This window comes from Kocuria sp. GQ42, assembly GCF_059758435.1.
Genome location: NZ_JCAXEN010000007.1, coordinates 186,052 through 208,495 on the forward strand (window position 1 = coordinate 186,052; position 22,444 = coordinate 208,495).

Here is a 22,444-nt window from a genome sequence, read left to right on the forward strand (position 1 = left end):
GGCCCGCCGCGTTCCCGCACGTCGGAGCGGGAGACCGCCCGGACTGTGAGGCGGCTTACGAAATGATGAACATTTATTTACATGTCAGTACCCTTGCATCGACGAGCCGCGGCCGGCTCACGGGTCCGATGTGCGATGCACGTGGGGGGACACCGGAGCACAGTCGGCCGAGCTCTCCGGGCGCCGCTCTCGACCCGATCCCTCCGGGGGCGGCGCCCCTCGACCGCCGACACACCTCGGACCCGGTCCGGATTCACCGAAGCACTTGCGCCTCGGGCCTCGTAGCCCAGGAAACTCCCAGTAAACTGTGTACTGCGTCACATCTCATTCCGTCGCTCTCACCGAGAGGCCGATCCCGTGAAGAAGTCCGCGCTGCTCGCAGCCCCCGCCCTGGCCCTCGCCGCCGTGGCCCTCCCCGCAGCCCCTGCCGCCGCGGCCGAGAGCTGGTCCGTCCGGGCCGAGCTCGTCCCGGTCAACAGCAGCTCCACCACCGGCAGCGTGGTCGTCGACGTCACGGGCGGGGAGGCCGTGCTGACCGTCGAGGTGACCGGTGCCCCCGCCCTCCTCCGGGGCGCACCGTATCCGCACGCCCAGCACCTCCACATCGGGGGGCAGGGGCTCTGCGCTCCCCCGACGGCCGACGCCGACGGGGACGGCGCGGTCAGCTCCATGGAGGGCCAGCCCTGGACGGGTGGGATCGGGGCCTCCCTCACCACCTCCGGCGACACGACCCCGGCCTCGGCCGGGGCGATCGACCGGTTCCCCGCCGGTGACGCCTACACCTACCAGCGGACCGTCCCGGTGGACGCCGCGATGGTCGCGGCCCTGCAGAACGGCACCGCCGTGGTCAACGTCCACGGCGCGGACCCGGCGGCCCTCTCGGCCGCGGCGCAGGCCAAGGTCAATCCGATGGCCCCGGACCTGCCCCTCGCCTCCGACATCCCGGTGGCCTGCGGCGTCCTGGCGCCCGCCCAGATGCCGTTGCCGGAGGGTCCAGCGGACACGGGCGTGGAGACCGCCGGGACCGGCTCGGACACGAACGGGATCATCGGTGCGGCCGTCCTCGGCATGCTCGCGCTGGGCGCCGCCGTGGGCGTGCGCCGCCGGGTGGCCGGCGGACGCTGACCGGCGGGCACCGGATGGCCCGGCACCGCCGCGAGCCCCGCCACCTCCGCACGGGGGTGGCGGGGCTCTCCGTGGTCCTGGCCCTGTGGTGCACCGGTGACAGCCCCGCACCGGGGACGACGACGGAGCGCGGATCGGTCACGGAGCACGTCGTGCCCCTCGCCGCGGGCACCCTGTCGCCGCCGCCCGTTCGGGCGAGCGCCCCCGCGGACGAGGCGCAGGCGCCGGCTCCCGCGCAGGAGGCCCTTCCCGAGTCGCCGCCGGAGCGCCTGTCGGTGGAGCGCATCGGCCTGGACGACGAGCTTGTGCAGCTCGGGCTGCGCCCCGATCGGAGCCTGGAGGTCCCTCCGGAGGGCCCCGGCGCACCGGCCGGCTGGTACCGGCACTCACCGACCCCGGGCGAGGCCGGCCCGTCCGTGCTGCTGGGCCACGTCAACGCCACCGGCGGCGGCCCCGGCGTGTTCGCCGACCTGCACCGCCTGACCCCGGGGGACCTGATCACCGTGACCCGCCGGGACGGCTCCGCGGCGGTGTTCGCCGTGGACGCCGTCGAGCGGTACGAGAAGGCGGCGTTCCCCACGCTGCGCGTCTACGGCAACACCGCCGGCCCGGAGCTGCGCCTGATCACCTGCGACGGCTACGACCCCGCGACCGGCTCCTTCGACGAGAACCTGGTAGTCCACGCGTCCCTGGTCCACGGCTGAGCCGCCGGGGGCCGCACCGCGACCGTGGCAGGACACGGCCCCGGGCCGCGGACCGGGCCCCGGGACGGGCCGACGGTCCACGGCCCGGGGCTGCACCGGGGGGAGCCGCTAGACCAGCTCGTCCGTGAGGTGGTTCGGCGTGCCGAACCGGTGGGCGGTGATGCTGATCGCCTGCTCGTGCAGGAACGGCAGCAGCTCGACCCGGCCGGCCCCGGTGACGGGGTGGGCGTAGACGGCCAGGTCCGGGCGCGAGCCCGTCGCGGCGATGAGGGCCGCGCGGTCCCCGCCGATGAGGCGGACGCGCCCGCCGCCGAGGGCCGGGGCGCCGGCCAGCCATGCGGCGTCGTCCTCCACCCGCACGGGCACGCCGCGGTCGGTGAGCACGGCGCGCACCGGGGCGGGCAGCTCGTGCGCCGTGGAGACGGTCAGCGCGGAGCCCGCCCGCAGCCCGGCGGCGACGACGCGCAGCAGGTCGGCGAGCGGCTCGCCCTCGGACAGGCGCACCGTGACGGGCAGGGGCAGGTAGCGGAAGACGTTGCGCTCGGCGTAGAGCCCGGTGACGTCCTCGGCGACGCCGAACTCCTCGGCCCAGGCGGCCTCGTCGCTGCGCAGCGCCTGCTCGAGGCCCTGCGCCTCGGCCGGCCCGAGGTCTGCCGTGCCCGAGTGCGCGGCCTGCAGCAGCTCGACGGCGGCCGCGTCGGCCACGGGGAGCCCGGCCCCGCGCAGCGGCGCCGGCTCCCACTCGCCCAGGCCCATGAGGTAGCTGGGCCCGCCGGCCTTGGTGCCGGGGCCGACGGCCGACTTCTTCCACCCGCCGAAGGGCTGGCGCTGGACGATGGCCCCGGTGATGTGGCGGTTGACGTACAGGTTGCCGGCCTGGACGTGCTCGAGCCAGTAGCCGATGTCCTCCGGGTCCAGGGAGTGCAGGCCGGCGGTGAGGCCGTACTCCACCTCGTTCTGGAGGGCCACGGCCTCCTCCAGGGTCTCGGCGGTCATCACGCCGAGCACCGGGCCGAAGTACTCCACGTGGTGGAACTCGGAGCCCCGCTGCACGCCGGTGCGCACGCCCGGGGACCACAGCCGGCCGGTCCCGTCGAGCTGCTGCGGCTCGATCAGCCAGGACTGTCCCTCCTCGAGGGTGGTCAGGGCCTGGAGCAGCTTGCCCTCGGCGGGCTCGGTGAGCGGGCCCATCTGCGCGGCAGGGTTGGTCGGGTGGTCGACGGTCAGGGAGGTCACGGCGTCCACGAGCTGGTTGCGGAAGCGGTGGGACTGCGCCACGGAGCCGACCAGGATCACCAGGGAGGCCGCCGAGCACTTCTGCCCGGCGTGGCCGAACGCCGAGTAGGCGACGTCCTTGGCGGCGAGGTCGAAGTCGGCGCTGGGCGTGACGATCAGCGCGTTCTTCCCCGAGGTCTCGGCCAGCAGCGGCAGATCGGAGCGGAAGGAGCGGAACAGCTCCGCCGTCTCGTAGGCGCCGGTGAGGATCAGCCGGTCCACCGCCGGGTGGGAGATCAGCTGGCGGCCGAGGGCGCGCTCCTCGAGGTCCACGAGGGCGAGCACGTCGCGGGGGATCCCGGAGGCGTCGAGGGCCTCCCAGAGGGCCTCGGCGACCACGGCGCCGCAGCGCTTGGTCGGGCCGGCCGGCTTGAACACCACCGGGGAGCCGGCGGCGAGGGCCGCCAGCGCGGACCCCGCCGGGATGGCCACCGGGAAGTTCCACGGCGGGGTCACCACGATGAGCCGGGAGGGCACGAAGGACGCGCCGTCGACCTCGTCCAGCTCACGGGCGCGCTCGGCGTAGTAGTGGGCGAAGTCGATCGCCTCGCTGATCTCCGGGTCGGCCTGGTCGAGGGTCTTGCCGGCCTCGGCGGCGGCGACCTCGAGCAGCTCGGCCCGGCGGGCGGACAGGGCGTCGCCCGCGCGGTGGAGCACCTCGGCGCGCTGGGCGCCGCTCAGCGCGGCCCAGCCGCGCCCGGCCTCGAGGGCCGCCTCGATGACACGGTCGAGCTGCTCCTCCGTGCGCAGCGCCGCGGCCGTGACGGTCGCCACGCCGGCCCGGGAGCCGGGGACCCGGGCGAGGATCGCCCGCCCCCAGTCCCGGTTGGCGGCCACGGCCGGGTCGGTGTCCGGCGTGTTGGTGAACGCGTCGGCCGGGGCGGGCGGCTCGGGCAGGCTGCGGTCCTGGACCCGGTGGGGAGCCGGCACGGTGTCGTCGAGGCCGGCCAGGGAGGCGAGGAAGCGCTGCTTCTCGCGCTCGAAGAGCTCCTCGTCGTCGGCGAGCTCGAAGACCGCGGACATGAAGTTCTCGCGGGACGCGCCCTCCTCGAGCCGGCGGATCAGGTAGGCGATGGCCACGTCGAACTCGGCCGGGTGCACCACGGGGGTGTAGAGCAGCAGGGACCCGACGTCGCGCTTGACGGCCTCGGCCTGGCCGGTGGCCATGCCGAGCAACATCTCGAAGTCCACGGCCCCGGCCACGCCGCGCTCGGTGGCCAGCAGCCAGGCGAAGGCGATGTCGAAGAGGTTGTGCCCGGCGACCCCGATGCGCACGGCGTCCGTGTGCTCGGGCTGCAGCGCGTAGTTGAGGACCCGCTTGTAGTGGGTGTCCGAGTCCTGCTTGGTGCCCCAGGTCGCCAGGGGCCAGTCGTGCAGGGACGCCTCGACCTGCTCCATCGGCAGGTTCGCGCCCTTGACCACGCGCACCTTCACGGGGGCGCCGCCGGCGGCGCGGCGGGCGGCGGCCCACTCCTGCAGGCGGATCAGCGCGGCCAGGGCGTCGGGCAGGTAGGTCTGCAGGACGATGCCGGCCTCCAGGTCCTTGAACCGGGGCTGGTCGAGGATCCGGGTGAAGACCTCGAGGGTCATGTCCAGGTCCTTGTACTCCTCCATGTCCAGGTTGATGAACTTGGGCGCGGCGAAGGAGGCGGCCCGCTCGTACAGCGGGGTGAGCTTCTCGACGACCTCGGTCACGGCCTCGTCGAAGGCCCAGGGCGAGTGGGGGGCGACGGTGGAGGAGACCTTGATGGAGACGTAGTCGACGTCGGGACGGGCCAGCAGGTCGTGGGTGCCCTGCAGCCGGCGGGCGGCCTCGCGGTCCCCGAGCACGGCCTCGCCCAGGAGGTTGACGTTGAGCCGGACGTCGTCCTTGCGGATCTTCGCGATCGACCTCCCCAGCTTGGCCTCGCTGGCGTCCACGATGAGGTGCCCCACCATCTCGCGCAGCGCCTTGCGGGCCGCGGGGATGACGACCTGCGGGGCCACGGGGGCGAGGGCCCCGCCCGCGCGCACCGCGGAGCGCAGGTACCAGGGCAGGAAGCCGGGGACCTTCGGCGCCAGCCGGGCCAGGTTGCGGGCCGCCACCCGGAGGTCCTCGGGGCGGATGACGCCGTCGACGAAGCCGACCGTGAAGTCCAGGCCGGCGGGATCCTTCAGCACCCCCGCCAGCTGCTCCCCCGAGGCGTCCCTGGGGAACTGCTCCGCCTCGGTGAGCCAGCGGCGCACCGTGGCCACGGCCTGCTCGGGGAGCGACGCCGGGATGGCGGCGTGGGGAAGGGTGCGTCCCACCGCGGGGAGGCCGGGGGCCTGCGCTGCCGGGGGGACGGGGATCGTCGTCATGGGTGGTACTCCCTGGGTTGGGTCGAAAGCACTGCGGTACGTCCAGTGTGCGCCCCGGGACGATTCGGATAAAGTGAAGAATTCCACAGATGATTCGTCAGCAATACTAATCTTTGGGAGGCGGCGGAATGCTGGACGTGCGCAAGCTGCGGCTGCTGCGGGAACTCGCGCTGCGGGGCACCCTCGCGGAGGTCGCCGCCGCCCTGAACTTCAGCCCCTCGGCGGTCTCCCAGCAGCTCTCGGCGCTGGAGAAGGAGGCGGGGGTGGCCCTGCTCTCGAAGGCCGGCCGGCGGGTCCAGCTCACGCCGCAGGCGGAGATCCTGGTGGCGCGCACCACCGAGCTGCTGGACGTCCTGGAGCGCACCGAGTCGGACCTGGCGGCCTCGCTGAGCACGGTCACCGGCACCGTGCGGGTCGCCGTGTTCCAGTCCGCGGCCCTGGCGCTGCTGCCGGAGGTGCTGGGCGCCATGCGCCGCGAGCACCCGGACGTGCGGGTCGAGATGGTGCAGGCCGAGCCGGAGCGGGCCCTCTACGAGACCTGGGCCCGGGAGTTCGACGTGGTCGTGGCGGAGCAGTACCCTAGCCACGCCGCCGCCCACCACCCGGACCTGGACCGGCGGCGGCTGATCACGGACGCCATCCGCCTGGCCGTCCCCCCGGGCCCCGAGCACGCGTCCGTCGCCTCCCTGCGGGACGCCCGCGAGCTCCCGTGGGTCATGGAACCGCGGGGAGCCGCCTCGCGGCACTGGGGCGAGCAGCTGTGCCGGCGAGCGGGCTTCGAGCCGGACGTCCGGTTCTCGACGGCGGACCTGCAGGCGCAGACCCGGCTCGTGGAGTCCGGCAACGCCGTGGCGCTCATGCCGGACCTGATGTGGGCGGGCGGGGACTCGCCCTGCCGGCTGGTCGACCTGCCGACCGGGCCCCGGCGGACGGTGTTCACCTCGATCCGCGGGGCGAGCGCCCACCGCCCGGCGATCCTCGCGCTGCGCGCCGCCCTCGAGACGGTGGCCGCCGGCCTGGCCGGACGGATGGAGTGAGCCGGAGGGAGCCGGCCGGGCGGAGCGCTACGGGCGGAGCGCGGCCCGTCCCGTGAGCGCCCCGCGCAGCCGGTCGTCCGCGATCTGCTCCAGCAGCCACGGGCTGAGCAGGAACGGCGCGGCCTCCGCCGCGGCGAACAGCTCCTCCGGGGCGATCCAGGCGACCTCCGCGACCTCGGCGGGCAGCGGCCGGGGCTGCCCGGTGGCCCGCGCCACGTAGACGGGGCAGAACTCGTTCTCCACGATCCCGGAGGCGTCCACCGCCCGGTAGCGGAAGTCGGGCAGCACCTCCGTCATCCCCGTCACCTCGAAGCCCAGCTCCTGGCCGGCGCGGCGCGCAATGGCCTCGACGAACCCCTCGCCGGGGCCCGGGTGACCGCAGAAGCTGTTGGTCCACACCCCGGGCCAGGTCTTCTTCGCGAGCGCCCGGCGGGTCAGCAGCAGCCGCCCGTCGTCGTCGAGGACGTAGCACGAGACCGCCAGGTGCAGGGGGGTGTCCGTGGTGTGCACCCCGGCCTTGGGCGCGGTTCCGATGGGACGGTGCGCCTCGTCGAGGAGGACGACTTCTTCGGCTGACATGGGCCTCGTTCCGGTCGGCGGGCGGGTGCGGGTGCTCCCCCATTCTCGCAGGATCCGCGGGGCGGCGGTACGCGGGCCCGCCGAGTGGACAACGGGGCGCGGGCGGAGCACGATCGGGAACCATGCGACGACGTCGGCCCGCCACCGCCCCCCTGCCGCTGCGGGACGGGGTGGACCCGGTCCGGGTGCGGCTGCCGGCCGCGGAGGCCGCCGCCCCCGGGACCGTCCGCGGCTATCTGCTGACCAGGTTCCCCGCGTCCGCGCCCGAGCTCGAGGAGCTCTTCGCGGCCGGCGGGATCGTCGACGACGCCGGGCGGCCCCTCCCCCACGACGCCCCCCTCCGCCCCGGCGCCTCGGTCTGGTACCACCGCGCCCTGCCCGAGGAGCCGGAGCTGCCCGGGGACCTGCCGGTCCTGTTCGAGGACGAGTGGCTGCTGGCGGTCGACAAGCCGCACGGGCTGCCCACCACGCCGCGCGGCGGCTTCGTGGCGCAGAGCGCGCTCGTGAAGCTGCGGCGCGCCCGCCGCGAGGACCGGCTCTCCCCGCTGCACCGGCTCGACCGCGGCACCGCCGGGGTGCTGCTCCTCTCGCGGGACCCCGGCACCCGGGGCCGGTTCCAGACCCTCTTCCAGGAGCGTGCGGTGGCGAAGGAGTACGAGGCCGTGGCCGGGCACCGGCCCGGGCTGCGCCTCCCGCGGCTCGTCGAGTCCCGCATCGTCAAGGACCGCACGTCCCTGCAGGCGCGGGAGGTGCCGGGACCCGTCAACGCCCGCACCGAGGTGGAGAGCGCCGGGCCGCCGTTCGCGGACGAGGAGGGGACGTGGGCCCGCTACGCCCTCCGGCCCGAGACCGGGCGCACCCACCAGATCCGGGTGCACCTGGCCGGCCTCGGCATCCCGGTGCGCCACGACCCCCTGTACCCGCGGGTGCGGCCGGCCGGCGCCGAGGACCCCGGCCGGCCGCTGCAGCTGCTGGCCCGCCGCATCGCCCTCGTCCACCCGGTGACCGGCGAGCCGCTCGTGCTCGAGAGCCGCCGCGCCCTGCCGGCCGGGGACGCCGCGTGAGGGCGCCGCACGCTCCTCGGGCGGCGGGCCGCGTCCCGGCGCCGGACGTGGCCCGGGGGCTCATGCTCTGGGTCATCGCGGTCGCCAACGTCACCGTCTGGATCTGGGCGGCCGGGCCCACGGACGGCCCCCGGGACCGGACGCTGGGCACGGGTGCGGGCACCGCGGCGTGGACGGCGGACGACGTCGTCAACATGGCCATGTCGATGCTCGTGGACGGCCGTGGCTTCCCCCTGTTCTCGTTCCTGGTCGGCTACGGCGTGGGCCAGATCGCCGCGCGGGAGGCCGCCCGCGGCACGCCGCTGCCCCTGGCGCGCCGGCTGCTGCTGCGCCGCTACGGGTGGCTGCTCCTCATCGGGGCCCTGCACGCGTGCCTGCTCTTCCCCGGGGACATCATCACCGCCTACGCGTTCGGCGGGCTCTTCCTCGCCGTGCTGATCGCCGAGAGCACGCGCACCCTCGTGATCCTCTCCGCCCTCGGCTCGGTGCTCATGGTCCTCTACGGCGCGGCGAGCTGGTCCGTGCGGACACCCGGCACGCCGCCGTTCCCCAGCCTGGTGGCGGACTCGGTCCCGGAGCGGCTGGCCCTCGGGCTCGTGGAGGGGCTCGGGGTGGTGTCCTTCGCCCCGCTCCAGCTGCTGGGCCTGCTGCCCATGCTGCTGCTCGGGCTGGCCCTGAGCCGGTACCGGGTGCTCGAGGACCCCGGGCCCCGCCGCGGCCGGCTGCTGGTCACGGCCCTGGTCTGCATCGGGCTCGGGCTGCTCACGGGCGTGGGCACCGGGCTCCTGACCACGGACCGGCTCGAGCCCTCGCCGACCGCCGGTTCCGTGCTCACCGGCCTGGACGCGGTGACCGGCGCCGCGCAGGGCATCGGCTACGCGCTGCTCGTGGCGCTGGTCTGCGACCGCGTGCTGGGCCCCGGGGCCGCGGCCCTCCGGGCGCGCGAGCATCCCGCGCTGTGGTCGCTGCAGGCCCTCGGCCGCCGGTCGATGAGCGGCTATCTGGCCCAGTCCGTGCTGTTCACCGTGCTGCTGCCCCCGTTCGCGCTGGGGCTCGGCCGCTCCCTGACGCCCACCGCCGCGCTGCTGCTCGGCTCCGCCGTGTGGCTGGTCACGCTGCTCGGCGCGGCCCTGCTGGAGCGGCGCGGCCTGCCCGGACCGGCCGAGACCCTGCACCGGCGGCTCTTCCTCGGCCCCGGCGGGAACCGCGCCGAGGACCGCGGCGGGCCGCCGGCCCCGGCGAGCGCCTAGGCTCGGCACCAGCACCTCTCCCCCGCCAGCACAGGAGTTCCCATGCCCTCGACGACCGGAGCGGGCGCCGCGGCCACCGCGGCGACCCCCGAGCCCACCGCACACCCCGCGCCCGCCGAGCACCCCGGTGCCGCCGCACCGGGCGCCGCGGCCGCGCTGCGCGCCGACAGGGCCGCCCACTCGGTCCGGGAGCTGTTCGCCGGACGGGCGCTGGGGGTGCCCGGCACGCTGCTCGGCGCCCCGGCCCACCCGCGCCCCACGTCCCCGAAGGCCCCGTGGCACTACTGGTGGCAGGCGCACCTGCTCGACGCGCTCGTGGACGCCGGGCTGCGGCACCTGGACGACCCGGCGCGGGCCCGGCGGTTCCGCCGGGAGGGGCACCGCCTGCTGCGGGGCATCACCCTGCGCAGCGGCGGCCGGGTGACCCACAACTCCTACTACGACGACATGGCGTGGCTGCTGCTGGCCGTGGGCCGTCTCGCCGAGCTGGACCGCGCCCTGACCGGCCGGCCGGACGTCGCGTGCCTGGACGCGGGCAGCGCCCTGCTCGCCCGGCTCGAGCGGGGCCACACCGGGGACCTCGGCGGCGGGGTCTTCTGGAACACCCGCCACGACGTCAAGAACACGGCGTCCTCCGCGCCCACGGCCCTCGGCTTCCTGCGCACGCACCGCCGGGAGCAGGCCGGCGCGGTGCTCGGCTGGCTGCGGGCCACCCTCTGGGACCCGGAGCGGAAGGTCTTCCACGACGGTCTGCAGCTGGTCGCCGCCGGGTCCGGCACCGAGGTGACGCGCCGGGACGAGAGGCTGTTCAGCTACAACTCCGGGCCGGTGCTCGGTCTGCTCCTCGAGCTCGCGGACGCCCCGGGAACGGGCGAGCAGGACCGGGCGGACCTGCTGCGCACGGCCGCCGACGTGGTGGCGGGCGCCGCGCAGGAGTACAGCCGCGACCTGGACGGACGCCCCGTCCTGCGCACCCACGGCGGCGGGGACGGCGGCCTGTTCAGCGGGATCCTGGCCCGCTACCTCGCCGACGCCGCCCTGCACCCGGGACTGCCCGCCGCGGCGCGCCGCACCGCGGCCGCGCTCGTGACCGGCACCGCCGACGCCCTGTGGGCGGGTCGGCGGGAGTTCGATCCCGCGGTGGACTTCAACGCGCCCGCCACCGCGCCGGCGGCCCCCGGCGAGACGGTGGCGATCTTCTCCCCGGACCCGGCGCGGCACGCCGACGAGTCGCAGCGCCCCGGTGTGCCGGTCGAGCTGTCCACTCAGGTGCAGGCGTGGACGGTCCTGGAGGCCGCCGCCCGGCTGGCCCGCCCGGGAGCGGACCCCGGGGCCACCGGCTCCGCTGAGCGCTGAACCGGCCGCCCCGGGCGGTGCGGGCCGTGGCCCCGCCCGGGGTCTTGGGATAGAACAGCAGTATGAACTTCCTCCGCACCCCCGATCCGAACCCCGGTTGGCTCAACGAGGACGACCTGCAGGAGGCCCGGCGCCGCCTGCCGATGGTCTACGTGCAGGCCCTGCCGGTCCGGCTCGATCCGCTGGGCTACCTCTCCGAGATCGGGCTGCTGCTGCAGGCGACCCCCGAGGGGAAGATGATGTACACCTTCGTCTCCGGCCGGGTGCTGTACCGGGAGACCATCCGGGCCGCGCTGCTGCGCCACCTGGAGAAGGACCTGGGGGCCATGGCGTTCCCGCAGCTGCCGGTCTCCACCACCCCCTTCGCCGTGGCCGAGTTCTTCCCCTCGCCGTCCGAGACGGGGCTGACCGACGACCGGCAGCACGCGGTGGCGCTGAGCTACATCGTGCCGGTGCGCGGGGAGTGCAGCCCCCGCCAGGACGCCCTCCAGCTGTCCTGGATGAGCCCCGAGGAGGCGCTCAGCCCCGAGGTGCAGGCGGAGTTCGCGGGCGGTCGCGGAGACCTGGTGCGCCAGGCCGTGGCCCACGCCGGCTGGGGCCGCTGAGCGGCGTCACCGGCGCACGGGCCCTCCCTCGGGCCGCGGCGGCCAGCCGGCGCCGCCGCGGCACCACGCTCTCCGCCAGGGGCGCTCGCCGTCACCCGCCGCCGGGGCGGTGACGCACAATGGACGGGTGCCCGCTCCAGAAGAGACCCTGCTCCCCGCCGCCGCCCGCTCCGACTTCGGCTTCGCGGTGGAGCACCGGCTCGCCGAGACCGCCACCATCGCCGGCGGGCGCCTCGAGGCCAACGGCGGCCCGTTCCTGGGCCGCACCGGGACCATCACCACCCCGCACGGGACGATCCGCACCCCCGCGTTCGTCCCCGTCGGCACCGCCGCCACCGTCAAGGCGGTGCTGCCCGAGTCCATGGCGGAGCTCGGCGCGCAGGCCCTGCTCGCCAACGCCTACCACCTCTACCTCCAGCCCGGCGCGGACGTCCTGGATGCCGCGGGCGGGCTCGGGGCGTTCATGAACTGGTCCGGCCCCACCTTCACGGACTCCGGGGGCTTCCAGGTCATGTCCCTGGGCTCGGGGTTCCGGAAGGTCATCGACATGTCCACGGTCGCGGCCTCGGTGGCGGGGGACGACGACGTCGCGACCGGCAAGGAGCGCATGGCGCGGGTCGACGACGACGGGGTCACGTTCACGTCCCACATCAACGGGGACGTCCACCGCTTCACCCCGGAGATCTCCATGCAGGTGCAGCACCGGCTGGGCGCGGACATCATGTTCGCGTTCGACGAGCTGACCACGCTGCACAACTCCCGCGGCTACCAGGAGGCGTCCCTCGAGCGGACCCGCCGGTGGGCGCTGCGGTGCGTCGCCGAGCACGCCCGGCTCACCGAGGAGCGCGCTGACCGGCCGTACCAGGCCCTGTTCGGCGTGATCCAGGGCGCCCAGTACGAGGACCTGCGCCGGAAGGCGTGCCGGGACCTGGGCGCGATGGACTTCGACGGGTTCGGCATCGGCGGGGCCCTCGAGAAGGAGAACCTCGGCACGATCGTGCGCTGGTGCAACGAGGAGCTGCCCGAGGACCGCCCCCGGCACCTGCTGGGGATCTCGGAGCCGGACGACATCTTCACGGCCCTCGAGAACGGCGCGGACACCTTCGACTGCGTCTCCCCCACCCGGGTGGCCCGCACCGGGGCCGTGTACGCCCCGGACGGCCGCTTCACCGTCAGCAACGCCCGCTTCCGCGCGGACCTCGCCCCGATCGACAGCGGCTGCGACTGCTACACGTGCGCCCACTACACCCGGGCGTACCTGCACCACCTGTTCAAGGCCAAGGAGCGCCTGTCCGCGACGCTCACGTCGATCCACAACGAGCGGTTCGTCGTGCGCATGGTGGACGGCGCCCGCGCGGCCATGGTCGACGGGACGTACTTCGAGTACCGGGACGAGGTCCTGGGCCGCTACTACGCGGGACGTTCCTGAGCCGGCCCCTCCGCCTCGGGGTGCTCGTGGATCACGAGCACCGGGCACTTCGCGTGGGCGACGCACGCGGCGCTGACCGAGCCCAGCAGCAGCCCGCGGAACCCGCCGTGGCCCCGGCGCCCGACGACGAGCATCGTGGCGTCCTCGCTCTCGTGCACCAGGACCTTCGACGGGTGGCCGAACACCACGGAGGTGGTGAGCCCGGCCGGCACGTCGTCGCCGAACGCCTCCCGCACCGCCTTGTCCACCTGCTTCTGGGTGACCTCGTCGAAGTTGTCGCTGCCCAGCGGGACGTACCCGGCGTACTCGGGCGGGTAGTCCCACGCCCCGACCGCCCTGATGCTCGCGCCGAAGGACGGCGCGATCCGCGCCGCCCAGCGCAGCGCCTCGACGGACTGCTGGGAGCCGTCGACCCCGACGACGATCGCTGCTGCGGTTCCGTTGCTCATGCCGAATCCTTTGCTCACGTGATCACGCTGACGTGCTCAGTATCACAGAGCGGGCGGCGCCACGCGCACCGTCGCGGGAGCATGTTGTGGGGACACCGCGGACGAGTTCCTCCGGCCCCGGGCGGGACGGGCGGCGCCCTCAGCCGGCGGACCCGGCCCCCTGCGCCTGCCCGGAGTCCTCCGCCCGCCCGGCGGCGACCGTCTCGTCGGGGAGGACGAGCACCGGGCACGGGGCGTGGGCGACGCACGCGGAGCTCGTCGACCCCATCAGCAGCCCCTTGAAGCCGCCGTGGCCCCGGCGTCCCACGACCAGCAGCTCGGCCCCCTCGCAGTGGCGCATCAGCACCTTGGACGGGTGGCCGAACTCGACCACGGTGCTGAGCCCGGCCGGCACGTCCGCCCCGAACGCCTCCTGGACGGCCCGCTCCACCCGCTCCCGGGCGAGCTCGTCGAACCGGTCGTCCTTGAAGTGGACGAAGCCGACGTACTCGGGCGGGTTCTCCCACGCCCCCACCACCTTGACGGTCGCCCCGTACGCCGGGGCGAGACGCGCGCCCCAGCGCAGCGCCTCCACGGACTGGGGGGATCCGTCGACCCCGACGACGACGACTGCTTCCGCTGCGTTCTCCATGACCGGTCCTCCGATGCGGTGACGAGGGTGCTGTGCGGCCAGTATTCCAGAGCCCGGCGGGCCGCGCTCAGAGGTGCGAGAGGATGACCGAGCTCCTCGTGTGGTTGATGCCCTTCCACTCCCTGATCCGGACCATGACGTCCTCCAGGTGGGTGGTGTTCTCGGCCCGGATGAGGAAGATGCCGTCCGCCTCGCCGGTCACCGTGTAGGCCGCGGTCACCTCGGCGATCTCGGCGGCCATGGTGCGCATCATCGACGGCGAGAGCCCGCCGTCGCAGTGCAGCTCCACGAACGCCTGGATGTTCCACCCCATGACCGAGGGGTCGAGCTCCGCCGTGAAGCGCTTGATCGCCCCTGTCTGCTGCAGGACGTCGACCCGCCGCTTCACCGCGGGGGCCGACAGACCCACCTTGTGGCCGATGGCCGCGTAGCTCTCCCGGCTGTCCTGGACCAAGGACGCAACGATCTGCTGGTCAATCTCATCAAGACGCAACGATTCACCTCTTTCGTGAGGGTTCTCACATTGATTGATTCACTATCGGCCCGTTAGACTTCAGATGTCAACCGAGGGCCATTGCTCGCCGGGCCACCCGGTCACGTGCCCTCGGACCCCAGGACCTCCTCGCACCACCCACAGAAAGTTGCCTGCTCCCATGGCTCTCCTCCTCGTCTTCGGCCTCCCCGCCCTCCTCTTCACCGCCATCGGCCGGGCCGCGGCACCGGCCCGCGCCACCTCGGTGGGCGGCGCCCTCCGCAGCGCCGGCAGCGACCTGGCCCGCGGCCTGCGCGTGTGCGCCATGACCGCTCCCCAGTTCCTGGCCGGCGGGACCCGCGCCGGTCGCTGACCCGGCGCCGGCGGCGTCAACGGTGACACCGCCCCGGCACCGCCTGCGGCCCGGCCTCCGCGCGACGAGACGTCCTCGCGCGGAGGCCGGGCCGCTGCGTGTTAATTCTTTGTTGCCACGGCAAGATGGCTCTTTCGGCGACAAGCGTGTCTGTTGCCAACCGGCTGTCCACAGGGTGTAGTGGGGAGATGCAGATCACGCAGGCGTTACCCATGACTACCGTCACCGACGACGTCGGGTGGCTCGCAGCGATCGACAACGCCATCAACAGTGCGTTCGCTCCGATCACCGAGGTCTTCTCGACCATCGTCTTCTACCCCATCACCATCGCGGGGGTGAGCTTCCCGTTCGTCGTGGCCTGGCTCATCGCGGCCGGCGTGATCTTCACGATCTACTTCGGGTTCATCCAGTTCCGCGGTCTGAAGGTCGCCGCCGACGTGGTGCGGGGCAAGTTCTCGACCAAGGACGACCCCGGCGAGGTGCCGCACTTCCAGGCCCTGACCTCCGCGCTGTCGGGGACCGTGGGGCTGGGCAACATCGCCGGTGTCGGCGCGGCCATGGCCCTCGGCGGCCCCGGCGCGACGTTCTGGATGATCTGCGCCGGTCTGCTCGGCATGGCGACCAAGTTCGCCGAGTGCACCCTGGGCGTGAAGTACCGCGAGGTCCACGAGGACGGCACGGTCAGCGGCGGGCCCTTCCGCTACCTGCCCATCGCCTTCAGCAAGTTCGGCCGCATCCCCGCCAAGATCCTCACCGGCGTCTTCGCCGTGGCGATCCTGTTCTTCGGCGCGGCCGGCGGCAACATGTTCCAGGCCAACCAGACCTTCGCCCAGGTGCAGAACGTCACCGGCGGCGCCGACGGCTTCCTCGGCAGCGCCGGGGCGGCTCTGATCTTCGGCATCGTCCTCGCGCTGTTCGTGGGCCTGGTCATCATCGGCGGCATCAAGTCGATCGGCGCCACCACCAGCCGGCTCGTGCCGGCGATGGGCGCCGTCTACGTCACCGCCTGCCTGATCGTCATCCTCGCCAACCTCGACCACGTGCCGGGCGCGATCGCCGCCATCATCGACGGCGCGTTCTCTCCCGAGGGCATGGCCGGCGGCGTCCTGGGCGTCATGATCGTGGGCTTCCAGCGTGCCGCGTTCTCCAACGAGGCCGGCCTGGGCTCCGCCGCGATCGCCCACTCCGCCGTCAAGACCCGCCGCCCCGTGAGCGAGGGCTTCGTGGCCCTGTTCGAGCCGCTCGTCGACACCGTGCTGATCTGCACCATGACGGCCCTGGCCATCATCATCGCCGGCGCGCCGAGCCTGCAGGCCGGCATGGACCAGGTGCAGGCCGGCGGGGGCGCTCCCGACGGCGTCATCCTCACCTCGGACGCCTTCGCGACGGTCATCCCCTGGTTCCCGGTCGTGCTGGCCGTCGCGGTGGTCCTGTTCGCCTTCTCCACCCTGATCACCTGGTTCTACTACGGGCTCAAGGCGTGGGAGTACCTCTTCGGGCGCAGCCGGCTCAGCGACAACATCTTCCGCGGCATCTACCTGTTCTTCACGATCGCGGGCTGCGTCCTGACCTTCAGCGAGGTCATCAGCTTCGCGGACGCGGCGCTGTTCGTCTGCGGCTTCGTTAACCTGCTGGGCGTCTACCTGCTGCTGCCCGTCATCAAGCGGGACATGAAGGAGTACCTCGCCGACCGCAAGAGCGGCAAGCTCCACCTCCTCGGCAACGAGCCGACCGACGGGTCCACCGCGGTCCGCCCCCAGGCCTAGGCCCGAGGGCAGCACGGCCGCACCGGCCGGTCACCCCGAACGGCGTCCGCCCGGTCCTCGCCCCGAGGACCGGGCGTCGCCGTGCTGTGGCCCCGCGGCGCGGCCGAGCCTAGTCGGCGCTCCCCACGCCGTCGGCCTCGGGCGCGCGCTCGGACTCGCCGCGGGAGCGCCGCCAGGCGAGCACGCCCACGACCACCACGACCGCCCAGGAGGCGGCGACCGCCGCGAGGGCCGGCCACGACGGCCGGGACGTGAAGGCCCCCACGGCGGCGAAGCTCACCTGGCCCGGCATCCCGCCGAGCAGGGTGGCGCCGAGGTAGTCGCGCTGCGGGATGCGCACGAGCCCCGAACCGTAGCTGAGGGTCCAGTTGGGCAGGACGGGCCGGAGCACGAGCACCGTGAGGAAGCCCTTGCCGACGAGCTTGCGCTCCACCAGCTCGACCCGGTTGCCCGCGAGCCGGTACAGGGCGTCGCGGCCGAGGAACCGCGCGAGCCAGTACCCGAGCCAGGCTCCCGCCGTGGTGGCCACGACCCCGACCACGCTGCCCTGGGCCATGCCGAAGAGGAATCCCCCGGACACGGCCATGATCGTCACCGGGACCGGCGTGGCCGCCACGAGGACGAAGACCGCCGCGAAGACGACGGGCCCCCACGCGCCGAAGCCCTCGACGAAGACCCGGACCTGCTCCACGGTGGGCAGCTCGTGGCCGATGAGGTACCAGACCGCCACGGCCAGCAGCAGCAGGAGCGCACCGCCCTTGAGCGCGGTGACCCAGGCCGGCCGCGGGCCGGGCTCGCGGGGCCCCGGCTCCGGCGCGGGTTCGGTGCTCACGTGCGCCACTGTACCGACCGCCGTGCCCGGGGGCCGAGAGCGACCGGGGACAATGGGGGGCATGGACGTCACCGATCTGGACCCCGCGGAGGTCTTCTCCGTCTCCCGCGCCCTCGCGCACCCCCCGGCCGCGGTCTTCGCCGCCTTCACGGAGCCGGACCGGCTCGCCGCCTGGTTCGGTCCGCCGGGCTGGAGCGTGCCCCGGGAGTCGGTGCTGCTCGAGGTCAGGCCCGGGGGCCGGCAGCGCTTCCGCATGGTCCACGACACCGACCCCGCCCAGGTGGCACCGGTGCACGGCACCTATCTGCGGGTCGAGCGGGACGTCCTGCTCGAGGGCCGCGAGGCGCTGCCCGGACCGGACGGCCGGCCCACCGCCGGCCACGTGCTGACGCGCACCGAGTTCGTCCCCACCCAGGAGGGGGGCACCCTGCTGGTGCTCACGCAGGGGCCGCTGCCCGCCGCGGTGCACCCCGGGGCGGCCGCGGCGTGGCGCGGCTCCTTCGCCCGGCTCGAGGCCCTGCTGGCCGCGGGGTGAGCCGGGGTGCCGGTCCCCCGCCGGGCTCGGATAGTCTGCCCGCATGACCCAGGACGCCGGCATCCGCACCACCGCTCTGACCCGGCGGCTGACCGCCCCCAACCCGGGTCCCATGACCCTGGACGGCACCAACTCGTGGCTGGTCGGGGCCCCGGGGCAGCAGGACGTCGTCGTCGTGGACCCGGGGCCGGCCGACCGCGGACACCTCGCCGCCCTGGCCGCGGCGGGACGGACCGTGCTGACGCTGATCACGCACCGCCACGCGGACCACACCGAGGCCGTCGACGACTTCCACGTGCTCACCGGCGCGCCCGTGCGCGCCGTCCTGCCGCAGTTCTGCCGCGACGCCGGACCGCTGCTCGACCGCGAGACGATCGAGGCCGCCGGGTGCCGCATCCGGGTGCTGCACACCCCCGGGCACACCTCCGACTCCGTGAGCTTCCACCTGCCCGACGACACCCCGGTCGCGGGCGAGGCCACCGCTGCCGCGGGGCGCACCTCGGGCTCGGTGCTCACGGGCGACACGGTCCTGGGGCGGGGGACCACGATGCTCGACCACCCGGACGGGAGCCTGGGCGACTACCTGCGCTCCCTGCAGCGCCTGGCGGTGCTGGGCGACGCCCTGGTCCTCCCGGCGCACGGGGACGTGCGGGAGGACGTGGAGTCGGTGTGCGAGGAGCTCCTCGAGCACCGGATGGAGCGTCTCGGCGAGGTCCGGGAGGCCCTGCGGGCCCTGGGCCGCGCCGCGACGCTCGAGGCCATCACGGCGCGGATCTACGCCGACGTCCCGGAGCACGTGCTGCCCGCCGCCCGGAGCTCGGTGGGCGCCCAGCTGGCCTATCTCGGCTTCTGAGCCGTGCCGGCGGCGCCCGGCCGGCCGGGGGCCGTCCCCGGCCGGCGGCGGCGCCGGAGCCCGCGGTAGAGGAAGAACAGCAGGACGGCGACGGCGGCCAGCAGCACGAGGACGAGCAGCGGCAGGAGGACGGCCACGAGGGACAGCGTGAGCGCGGAGACGTCCTCCACGGTCGAGACCACGGGCGCCGCGGCCCCGGCGCTCAGGGTGTTGACGGCCGGCCGCGAGACCGTCTTGGTCACGTGCACCACCAGGGCGATCACCACCCCGGTGGCCACGGGGATCCAGGCGTGCGAGGAGAGGAACGCCTCCGGGTCCGTGACGGTCGCCGTCTGCCCGCCGAGGTCGATCCCGGCGATCTGGGCCGTGGCCGAGGAGCCGAAGACGATGCCCCCGGCGGTCGGGCGCACGAAGGTCTGCAACAGGTCGTTGAAGGAGTCCACGACCGGGACCTTGTCCGCCACCACCTCCACGGCCAGCAGCACGGCCAGGAGCGTCAGGACCCACCCGTTCGACAGCCAGGCGAAGCCCGGGCCGAGGTCGACCACCTCGGTCCAGCGGTCCAGCAGGCCCAGCACCACGAGCGGGATGTAGGCGTTCAGCCCCGCCGAGGCCGCGAGTCCGGTGCCCGTGAGGAGATCCATGCGCTCATCGTAGGCCCGTGCACCGCCCCGGCCGGGCGGGGCGCCCGGGCCCGTCAGCGCTGGGGCGCGAGGGCCGCCCCCGGGACGGCGGTCTCGCCGTAGGTCGGCTCCCGGCGCTTGAGCCAGCCGATCACGGCGTAGGTCACCGGCATGACCAGCACCTCGACCAGGACCTTGTACACGTAGCCCACCACCACGTAGTTGAGGAAGTCGGCCGCGGTGGTGATGCCGATGACCGGGGCCGCCACGGTGCAGAAGATCACGGTGTCCACGAGCTCGCCCACGAGCGTCGAGCCGATGAGCCGGGCCCACAGGTGCTTCTCCCGCGTGCGCGCCTTGATCCGGACCATCACGAACGCGTTCAGCAGCTGCCCCGCGAGATAGCCCAGCAGGGAGCCCGCCACGATGAGCGGGACGGGGCCGAGCACGGACTCGAAGGCCGCCTGGCCCTCGTAGAACTCCGCCGGGGGCAGGGCGATGACCAGCCAGAACACGACCGAGGAGAACAGCCCCGCGGCGAAGGACGTGACGATGGCGCGGCGCGCGGCCCGGAAGCCGTAGACCTCCGCCACGACGTCGCCCAGGACGTAGGCGAGGGGGAAGAGGAAGAAGCCTCCGTCGGTGATGACGGGGCCGAACGCGACGCCCTTGGTCGCGGCGACGTTGGAGAGCACCAGGACCACGCAGTACGCCGCGACCACGAGGTCGAAGTACGTGCGGGGACGGCGGGCGAACCCGGCGGGGGCAGGATCGGAGGAGGACACGGTCGGTCACCAATCTGTCGTGACACGGCGCCGGCCCGCGCGGGGCGGACGCCGAGGGTCGATCTGTGCGGTGTGCTGGACGGACCCGGGGCGCCCGCCTGCCACCCGGGAGCCCCTTTCCCGCCGCCGCGGGTCCCTGCGGGGACCGCGTGCCGGCCGGAGACCGTCCGACAGTCTAGCCCCCGCGGTTGGCCCCGGCACCGCGCAGGGGCGCAGAATGGCTCCCATGACCGACACCAGCACCGTTCCCACGCCCGCCGCGGCGGGCCCCGCCGACCAGCCGTCCGTCGCCCTGACGATCGCCGGCTCCGAGGCCACCGGCGGCGCCGGCGCGCAGGCGGACCTCAAGACCTTCCAGGAGCTCGGGGTCTTCGGCTCCCTCGCGCTGACCTGCATCGTGTCCTTCGACCCGTCCGCCGACTGGGGCCACCGCCTGTTCCCCGTGCCGCAGGACGTCCTGCGCGAGCAGCTCGAGGCGATCACGGCCGCCCACGCGCTCGACGCCGTGAAGATCGGCATGCTGGGCAGCCTTGAGACCATCGCCACCACCGCCGAGGTGCTCACCGCGCTGGCGCCGCGCCACCTCGTCCTGGACCCGGTCCTCATCTGCAAGGGCCAGGAGCCCGGCGCGGCCCTGGACACGGACGAGGCGCTGAAGGCGAAGATCCTGCCGCTGGCCACGTTCGTGACCCCGAACCACTTCGAGTCCCTCTCCCTGGCCGGCATGGACGAGATCAGCACGGTCGAGGACCTCGAGGAGGCCGCCCGGCGGATCCACGAGACGTCCGGCGCCGTGGTCCTCGCCAAGGGCGGGGTCCGCCTCGCGGGCCCCGACGCCGTCGACGTCTTCTACGACGGGACCACCCTCGAGGTGCTCTCCGAGCCCAAGGTCGGCGAGGTCCCGGTGGCCGGGGCCGGCTGCACGCTGGCCGCCGCGGTCGCCGCGGAGCTGGCGAAGGGGGCCGCGCCCCTCGAGGCGGCCCGCACCGCGAAGGCCTTCGTCTCCGCCGGCATCCGGCGCCGGATCACCTCGCGCGCCCCGTTCGACTCCCTCTGGCAGGGCGGCTCGGCCGCCGAACGGTGAGCGGGCGGCGGGCCCGGCCGCCGGATCGGCGCCCGGGCCCGCCGTGCCCCACCCCACCCGTGCTGGGGGTTTCCTGGACGTTTCCCCAGACTGTCTGCGCGAACGAGCCCGAACGCGGGAAACGGTGGTGTCATAGTCAGACACACCGTCACCAAGGCCCAGAAAAGTGTGCATAATTTGGTGACACGGACAGATAAGGTGTCATCATGCCTCGTATTTCTGCGGCCACCAACGCCGCGCAGCGGGAGAACACCAAACGAGCGATCCTCGACTCCTTCGGCCAGCTGCTCTACCAGCAGGGCCTCACCGGTCTGACCATGACGCACGTGGCCAAGAACGCCGGCGTGGGCCGCACCGCGGTCTACAACTACTTCGCGGACATGGGCGAGCTCCTCGTGGCCTACGCCCTGGACGAGACCGAGCGGTTCATGACCGACCTGCGCCGCGACCTCGAGGGCGTCGCCAACCCGGTCGACCGGCTCGCCGTCTACATCCGCGCCCAGATCGAGGACCTCACCCGGCGCCACCTGCCCCCGGGCCCCACCATGCGCACGGTCCTCTCCCCGGAGGACTACCAGAAGCTGGGCGAGCACGTGGGCGAGCTGCAGGGCCTGCTGGCCGCGATCCTGCGGGACGCGATCGGCCGGGCCTACCTGCCGGAGGGCGACATCTCGGAGCTCGCCGCCCTGGTCCACGGGTCCCTGACCGCCGCGGCGGACCGCGGCCAGAACTCCGACCAGGACCGGGCCGCGCGGGAGCAGCACATCCGCTCCACCGTCCGCTTCATCCAGCAGGGTTTGGGGGCGCAGTTCGACGCCGGGGGCCACCCCGTGCCGCTCGCATCCGAGCGGCCTCCCCTCAGCGCGGCATCCTGACCGCGCCCCGCTCGCTCCCCGCCCGCGCGCCCGGCGCGGGTGCGAGCTCCAGCACGCGCGCGTGCAGCACGGTGCGGTGGTGCAGCGCGGTGCGCAGCGCCCGGTGCAGCCCGTCCTCCAGGTAGAGGTCGCCCTCCCACCGCACCACGTGCGGGAAGAGGTCGCCGTAGAAGGTGGAGTCCGCGTCCAGCAAGGTCGCCAGGTCCAGGGTGGTCTTCGTGGTGACCAGCTCGTCCAGCCGGACCTGCCGCGGCGCGATGCCGGACCAGTCGGTCGGCGTGACGAGGCCGTGGTCCGGGTACGGGCGGGAGTCGCCCACGGCCTTGAAGATCATGCGTTCATCCTAGGGGCGGGCCCCGCAGGAGGCACCTGCGGGGCCCGCCGGCCGGCGCGTGCCCGGGG

23 protein-coding genes are annotated in these 22,444 nt (G+C 74.2%); 14 read left to right on the forward strand and 9 right to left on the reverse strand.

Annotated features, from left to right (window positions below; all coding sequences use genetic code 11):
• Positions 1-357: 357 nt before the first annotated feature.
• Positions 358-1,125 carry a hypothetical protein gene (locus AC6CH6_RS14985; protein WP_498255717.1) on the forward strand — a complete coding sequence of 256 codons (768 nt, stop codon included), beginning with the start codon at positions 358-360 and terminating at the stop codon, positions 1,123-1,125.
• Between the two features lie 14 nt (positions 1,126-1,139).
• On the forward strand, positions 1,140-1,829 hold the full coding sequence (locus tag AC6CH6_RS14990; protein ID WP_498255718.1) for a class F sortase: 690 nt from the start codon (positions 1,140-1,142) through the stop codon (positions 1,827-1,829).
• Positions 1,830-1,937: 108 nt separating this feature from the next.
• On the opposite strand, the gene AC6CH6_RS14995 is transcribed toward AC6CH6_RS14990, so the two are convergent.
• Positions 1,938-5,444, reverse strand: coding sequence for a proline dehydrogenase family protein (locus AC6CH6_RS14995; protein WP_498255719.1), 3,507 nt, complete (start codon positions 5,442-5,444; stop codon positions 1,938-1,940).
• Positions 5,445-5,572: 128 nt separating this feature from the next.
• On the opposite strand from AC6CH6_RS14995, the gene AC6CH6_RS15000 reads away from it, so the two are divergent.
• Complete coding sequence (locus AC6CH6_RS15000) at positions 5,573-6,481, forward strand: LysR substrate-binding domain-containing protein (RefSeq protein ID WP_035927786.1); 909 nt, start codon at positions 5,573-5,575, stop codon at positions 6,479-6,481.
• A gap of 27 nt (positions 6,482-6,508) precedes the next feature.
• Here the strand turns inward: AC6CH6_RS15000 and idi are convergent, their stop codons facing one another.
• Positions 6,509-7,060, reverse strand: coding sequence for an isopentenyl-diphosphate Delta-isomerase (gene idi / locus AC6CH6_RS15005; RefSeq protein WP_368795039.1), 552 nt, complete (start codon positions 7,058-7,060; stop codon positions 6,509-6,511).
• Between the two features lie 122 nt (positions 7,061-7,182).
• Between idi and AC6CH6_RS15010 the strand changes: the two genes are divergently transcribed.
• The 5 genes from AC6CH6_RS15010 to tgt all read left to right on the forward strand — a co-directional run bounded on the left by AC6CH6_RS15010 (position 7,183) and on the right by tgt (position 12,764).
• Positions 7,183-8,124: a pseudouridine synthase gene (locus AC6CH6_RS15010; RefSeq protein ID WP_498255720.1), complete on the forward strand. Its 942-nt coding sequence runs from the start codon at positions 7,183-7,185 to the stop codon at positions 8,122-8,124.
• Positions 8,121-9,374 (forward strand): DUF418 domain-containing protein, encoded by a 1,254-nt coding sequence (locus tag AC6CH6_RS15015; RefSeq protein ID WP_498255721.1) that lies wholly within the window; start codon positions 8,121-8,123, stop codon positions 9,372-9,374. The genes AC6CH6_RS15010 and AC6CH6_RS15015 overlap by 4 nt, the downstream gene beginning before the upstream one ends.
• Before the next feature lie 42 nt (positions 9,375-9,416).
• A complete protein-coding gene (locus AC6CH6_RS15020; RefSeq protein ID WP_498255722.1) occupies positions 9,417-10,730 on the forward strand; it encodes a glycoside hydrolase family 76 protein in 1,314 nt (437 codons plus the stop codon).
• A 62-nt stretch (positions 10,731-10,792) separates the two neighbouring features.
• The gene (locus AC6CH6_RS15025) at positions 10,793-11,335 is read left to right on the forward strand and encodes an NUDIX hydrolase family protein (RefSeq protein ID WP_017833900.1); all 543 of its coding nucleotides are present in this window, start codon (positions 10,793-10,795) and stop codon (positions 11,333-11,335) included.
• Between the two features lie 127 nt (positions 11,336-11,462).
• Positions 11,463-12,764, forward strand: a complete 1,302-nt coding sequence (gene tgt / locus AC6CH6_RS15030; protein WP_498255723.1) for a tRNA guanosine(34) transglycosylase Tgt — start codon at positions 11,463-11,465, stop codon at positions 12,762-12,764.
• Here tgt and AC6CH6_RS15035 read toward each other — a convergent pair.
• The 3 genes from AC6CH6_RS15035 to AC6CH6_RS15045 all read right to left on the reverse strand — a co-directional run bounded on the left by AC6CH6_RS15035 (position 12,746) and on the right by AC6CH6_RS15045 (position 14,337).
• The gene (locus AC6CH6_RS15035) at positions 12,746-13,213 is read right to left on the reverse strand and encodes a universal stress protein (RefSeq protein WP_498255724.1); all 468 of its coding nucleotides are present in this window, start codon (positions 13,211-13,213) and stop codon (positions 12,746-12,748) included. The two genes, tgt and AC6CH6_RS15035, sit on opposite strands and share 19 nt — an antisense overlap.
• A 139-nt stretch (positions 13,214-13,352) precedes the next feature.
• Positions 13,353-13,844, reverse strand: coding sequence for a universal stress protein (locus AC6CH6_RS15040; protein WP_498255725.1), 492 nt, complete (start codon positions 13,842-13,844; stop codon positions 13,353-13,355).
• Between the two features lie 67 nt (positions 13,845-13,911).
• Positions 13,912-14,337 (reverse strand): Lrp/AsnC family transcriptional regulator, encoded by a 426-nt coding sequence (locus AC6CH6_RS15045; RefSeq protein ID WP_165979613.1) that lies wholly within the window; start codon positions 14,335-14,337, stop codon positions 13,912-13,914.
• Between the two features lie 160 nt (positions 14,338-14,497).
• Here AC6CH6_RS15045 and AC6CH6_RS15050 point away from each other — a divergent pair, with 160 nt between their 5' ends.
• Both AC6CH6_RS15050 and AC6CH6_RS15055 read left to right on the forward strand, forming a co-directional pair.
• Entirely contained in the window at positions 14,498-14,689 is a 192-nt protein-coding gene (locus AC6CH6_RS15050) for a hypothetical protein (protein ID WP_498255726.1), read from the forward strand.
• A gap of 212 nt (positions 14,690-14,901) precedes the next feature.
• Positions 14,902-16,455 carry an alanine/glycine:cation symporter family protein gene (locus AC6CH6_RS15055; protein WP_498255727.1) on the forward strand — a complete coding sequence of 518 codons (1,554 nt, stop codon included), beginning with the start codon at positions 14,902-14,904 and terminating at the stop codon, positions 16,453-16,455.
• Between the two features lie 109 nt (positions 16,456-16,564).
• Here AC6CH6_RS15055 and AC6CH6_RS15060 read toward each other — a convergent pair whose 3' ends face one another.
• On the reverse strand, positions 16,565-17,287 hold the full coding sequence (locus tag AC6CH6_RS15060) for a TVP38/TMEM64 family protein (RefSeq protein ID WP_165979612.1): 723 nt from the start codon (positions 17,285-17,287) through the stop codon (positions 16,565-16,567).
• 61 nt (positions 17,288-17,348) lie between these two features.
• On the opposite strand from AC6CH6_RS15060, the gene AC6CH6_RS15065 reads away from it, so the two are divergent.
• Entirely contained in the window at positions 17,349-17,822 is a 474-nt protein-coding gene (locus tag AC6CH6_RS15065; RefSeq protein ID WP_498255728.1) for an SRPBCC family protein, read from the forward strand.
• A gap of 43 nt (positions 17,823-17,865) precedes the next feature.
• Positions 17,866-18,675, forward strand: coding sequence for an MBL fold metallo-hydrolase (locus AC6CH6_RS15070; protein ID WP_498255729.1), 810 nt, complete (start codon positions 17,866-17,868; stop codon positions 18,673-18,675).
• On the opposite strand, the gene AC6CH6_RS15075 is transcribed toward AC6CH6_RS15070, so the two are convergent.
• Both AC6CH6_RS15075 and AC6CH6_RS15080 read right to left on the reverse strand, forming a co-directional pair.
• A complete protein-coding gene (locus AC6CH6_RS15075) occupies positions 18,660-19,319 on the reverse strand; it encodes a DUF4126 domain-containing protein (RefSeq protein WP_498255730.1) in 660 nt (219 codons plus the stop codon). The two genes, AC6CH6_RS15070 and AC6CH6_RS15075, sit on opposite strands and share 16 nt — an antisense overlap.
• A gap of 53 nt (positions 19,320-19,372) precedes the next feature.
• On the reverse strand, positions 19,373-20,083 hold the full coding sequence (locus AC6CH6_RS15080; RefSeq protein ID WP_498255731.1) for a queuosine precursor transporter: 711 nt from the start codon (positions 20,081-20,083) through the stop codon (positions 19,373-19,375).
• A 226-nt stretch (positions 20,084-20,309) separates the two neighbouring features.
• On the opposite strand from AC6CH6_RS15080, the gene AC6CH6_RS15085 reads away from it, so the two are divergent.
• Both AC6CH6_RS15085 and AC6CH6_RS15090 read left to right on the forward strand, forming a co-directional pair.
• On the forward strand, positions 20,310-21,167 hold the full coding sequence (locus AC6CH6_RS15085; RefSeq protein WP_498255732.1) for a hydroxymethylpyrimidine/phosphomethylpyrimidine kinase: 858 nt from the start codon (positions 20,310-20,312) through the stop codon (positions 21,165-21,167).
• Positions 21,168-21,373: 206 nt separating this feature from the next.
• On the forward strand, positions 21,374-22,042 hold the full coding sequence (locus AC6CH6_RS15090; RefSeq protein WP_017833887.1) for a TetR/AcrR family transcriptional regulator: 669 nt from the start codon (positions 21,374-21,376) through the stop codon (positions 22,040-22,042).
• Here AC6CH6_RS15090 and AC6CH6_RS15095 read toward each other — a convergent pair.
• On the reverse strand, positions 22,026-22,376 hold the full coding sequence (locus tag AC6CH6_RS15095) for a type II toxin-antitoxin system VapB family antitoxin (protein ID WP_498255733.1): 351 nt from the start codon (positions 22,374-22,376) through the stop codon (positions 22,026-22,028). The two genes, AC6CH6_RS15090 and AC6CH6_RS15095, sit on opposite strands and share 17 nt — an antisense overlap.
• Positions 22,377-22,444: the final 68 nt, after the last annotated feature.

Bases quoted from the DNA above. Each gene is read 5' to 3' on its own strand.
- AC6CH6_RS14990 (WP_498255718.1), top strand. From the start codon at position 1,140: ATGGCCCGGCACCGCCGCGAGCCCCGCCACCTCCGCACGGGGGTGGCG.
- AC6CH6_RS14995 (WP_498255719.1), bottom strand. From the start codon at position 5,444: ATGACGACGATCCCCGTCCCCCCGGCAGCGCAGGCCCCCGGCCTCCCC.
- AC6CH6_RS15000 (WP_035927786.1), top strand. From the start codon at position 5,573: ATGCTGGACGTGCGCAAGCTGCGGCTGCTGCGGGAACTCGCGCTGCGG.
- idi (WP_368795039.1), bottom strand. From the start codon at position 7,060: ATGTCAGCCGAAGAAGTCGTCCTCCTCGACGAGGCGCACCGTCCCATC.
- AC6CH6_RS15010 (WP_498255720.1), top strand. From the start codon at position 7,183: ATGCGACGACGTCGGCCCGCCACCGCCCCCCTGCCGCTGCGGGACGGG.
- AC6CH6_RS15020 (WP_498255722.1), top strand. From the start codon at position 9,417: ATGCCCTCGACGACCGGAGCGGGCGCCGCGGCCACCGCGGCGACCCCC.
- AC6CH6_RS15025 (WP_017833900.1), top strand. From the start codon at position 10,793: ATGAACTTCCTCCGCACCCCCGATCCGAACCCCGGTTGGCTCAACGAG.
- AC6CH6_RS15035 (WP_498255724.1), bottom strand. From the start codon at position 13,213: ATGAGCAACGGAACCGCAGCAGCGATCGTCGTCGGGGTCGACGGCTCC.
- AC6CH6_RS15040 (WP_498255725.1), bottom strand. From the start codon at position 13,844: ATGGAGAACGCAGCGGAAGCAGTCGTCGTCGTCGGGGTCGACGGATCC.
- AC6CH6_RS15050 (WP_498255726.1), top strand. From the start codon at position 14,498: ATGGCTCTCCTCCTCGTCTTCGGCCTCCCCGCCCTCCTCTTCACCGCC.
- AC6CH6_RS15055 (WP_498255727.1), top strand. From the start codon at position 14,902: ATGACTACCGTCACCGACGACGTCGGGTGGCTCGCAGCGATCGACAAC.
- AC6CH6_RS15065 (WP_498255728.1), top strand. From the start codon at position 17,349: ATGGACGTCACCGATCTGGACCCCGCGGAGGTCTTCTCCGTCTCCCGC.
- AC6CH6_RS15070 (WP_498255729.1), top strand. From the start codon at position 17,866: ATGACCCAGGACGCCGGCATCCGCACCACCGCTCTGACCCGGCGGCTG.
- AC6CH6_RS15075 (WP_498255730.1), bottom strand. From the start codon at position 19,319: ATGGATCTCCTCACGGGCACCGGACTCGCGGCCTCGGCGGGGCTGAAC.
- AC6CH6_RS15085 (WP_498255732.1), top strand. From the start codon at position 20,310: ATGACCGACACCAGCACCGTTCCCACGCCCGCCGCGGCGGGCCCCGCC.
- AC6CH6_RS15090 (WP_017833887.1), top strand. From the start codon at position 21,374: ATGCCTCGTATTTCTGCGGCCACCAACGCCGCGCAGCGGGAGAACACC.
- AC6CH6_RS15095 (WP_498255733.1), bottom strand. From the start codon at position 22,376: ATGATCTTCAAGGCCGTGGGCGACTCCCGCCCGTACCCGGACCACGGC.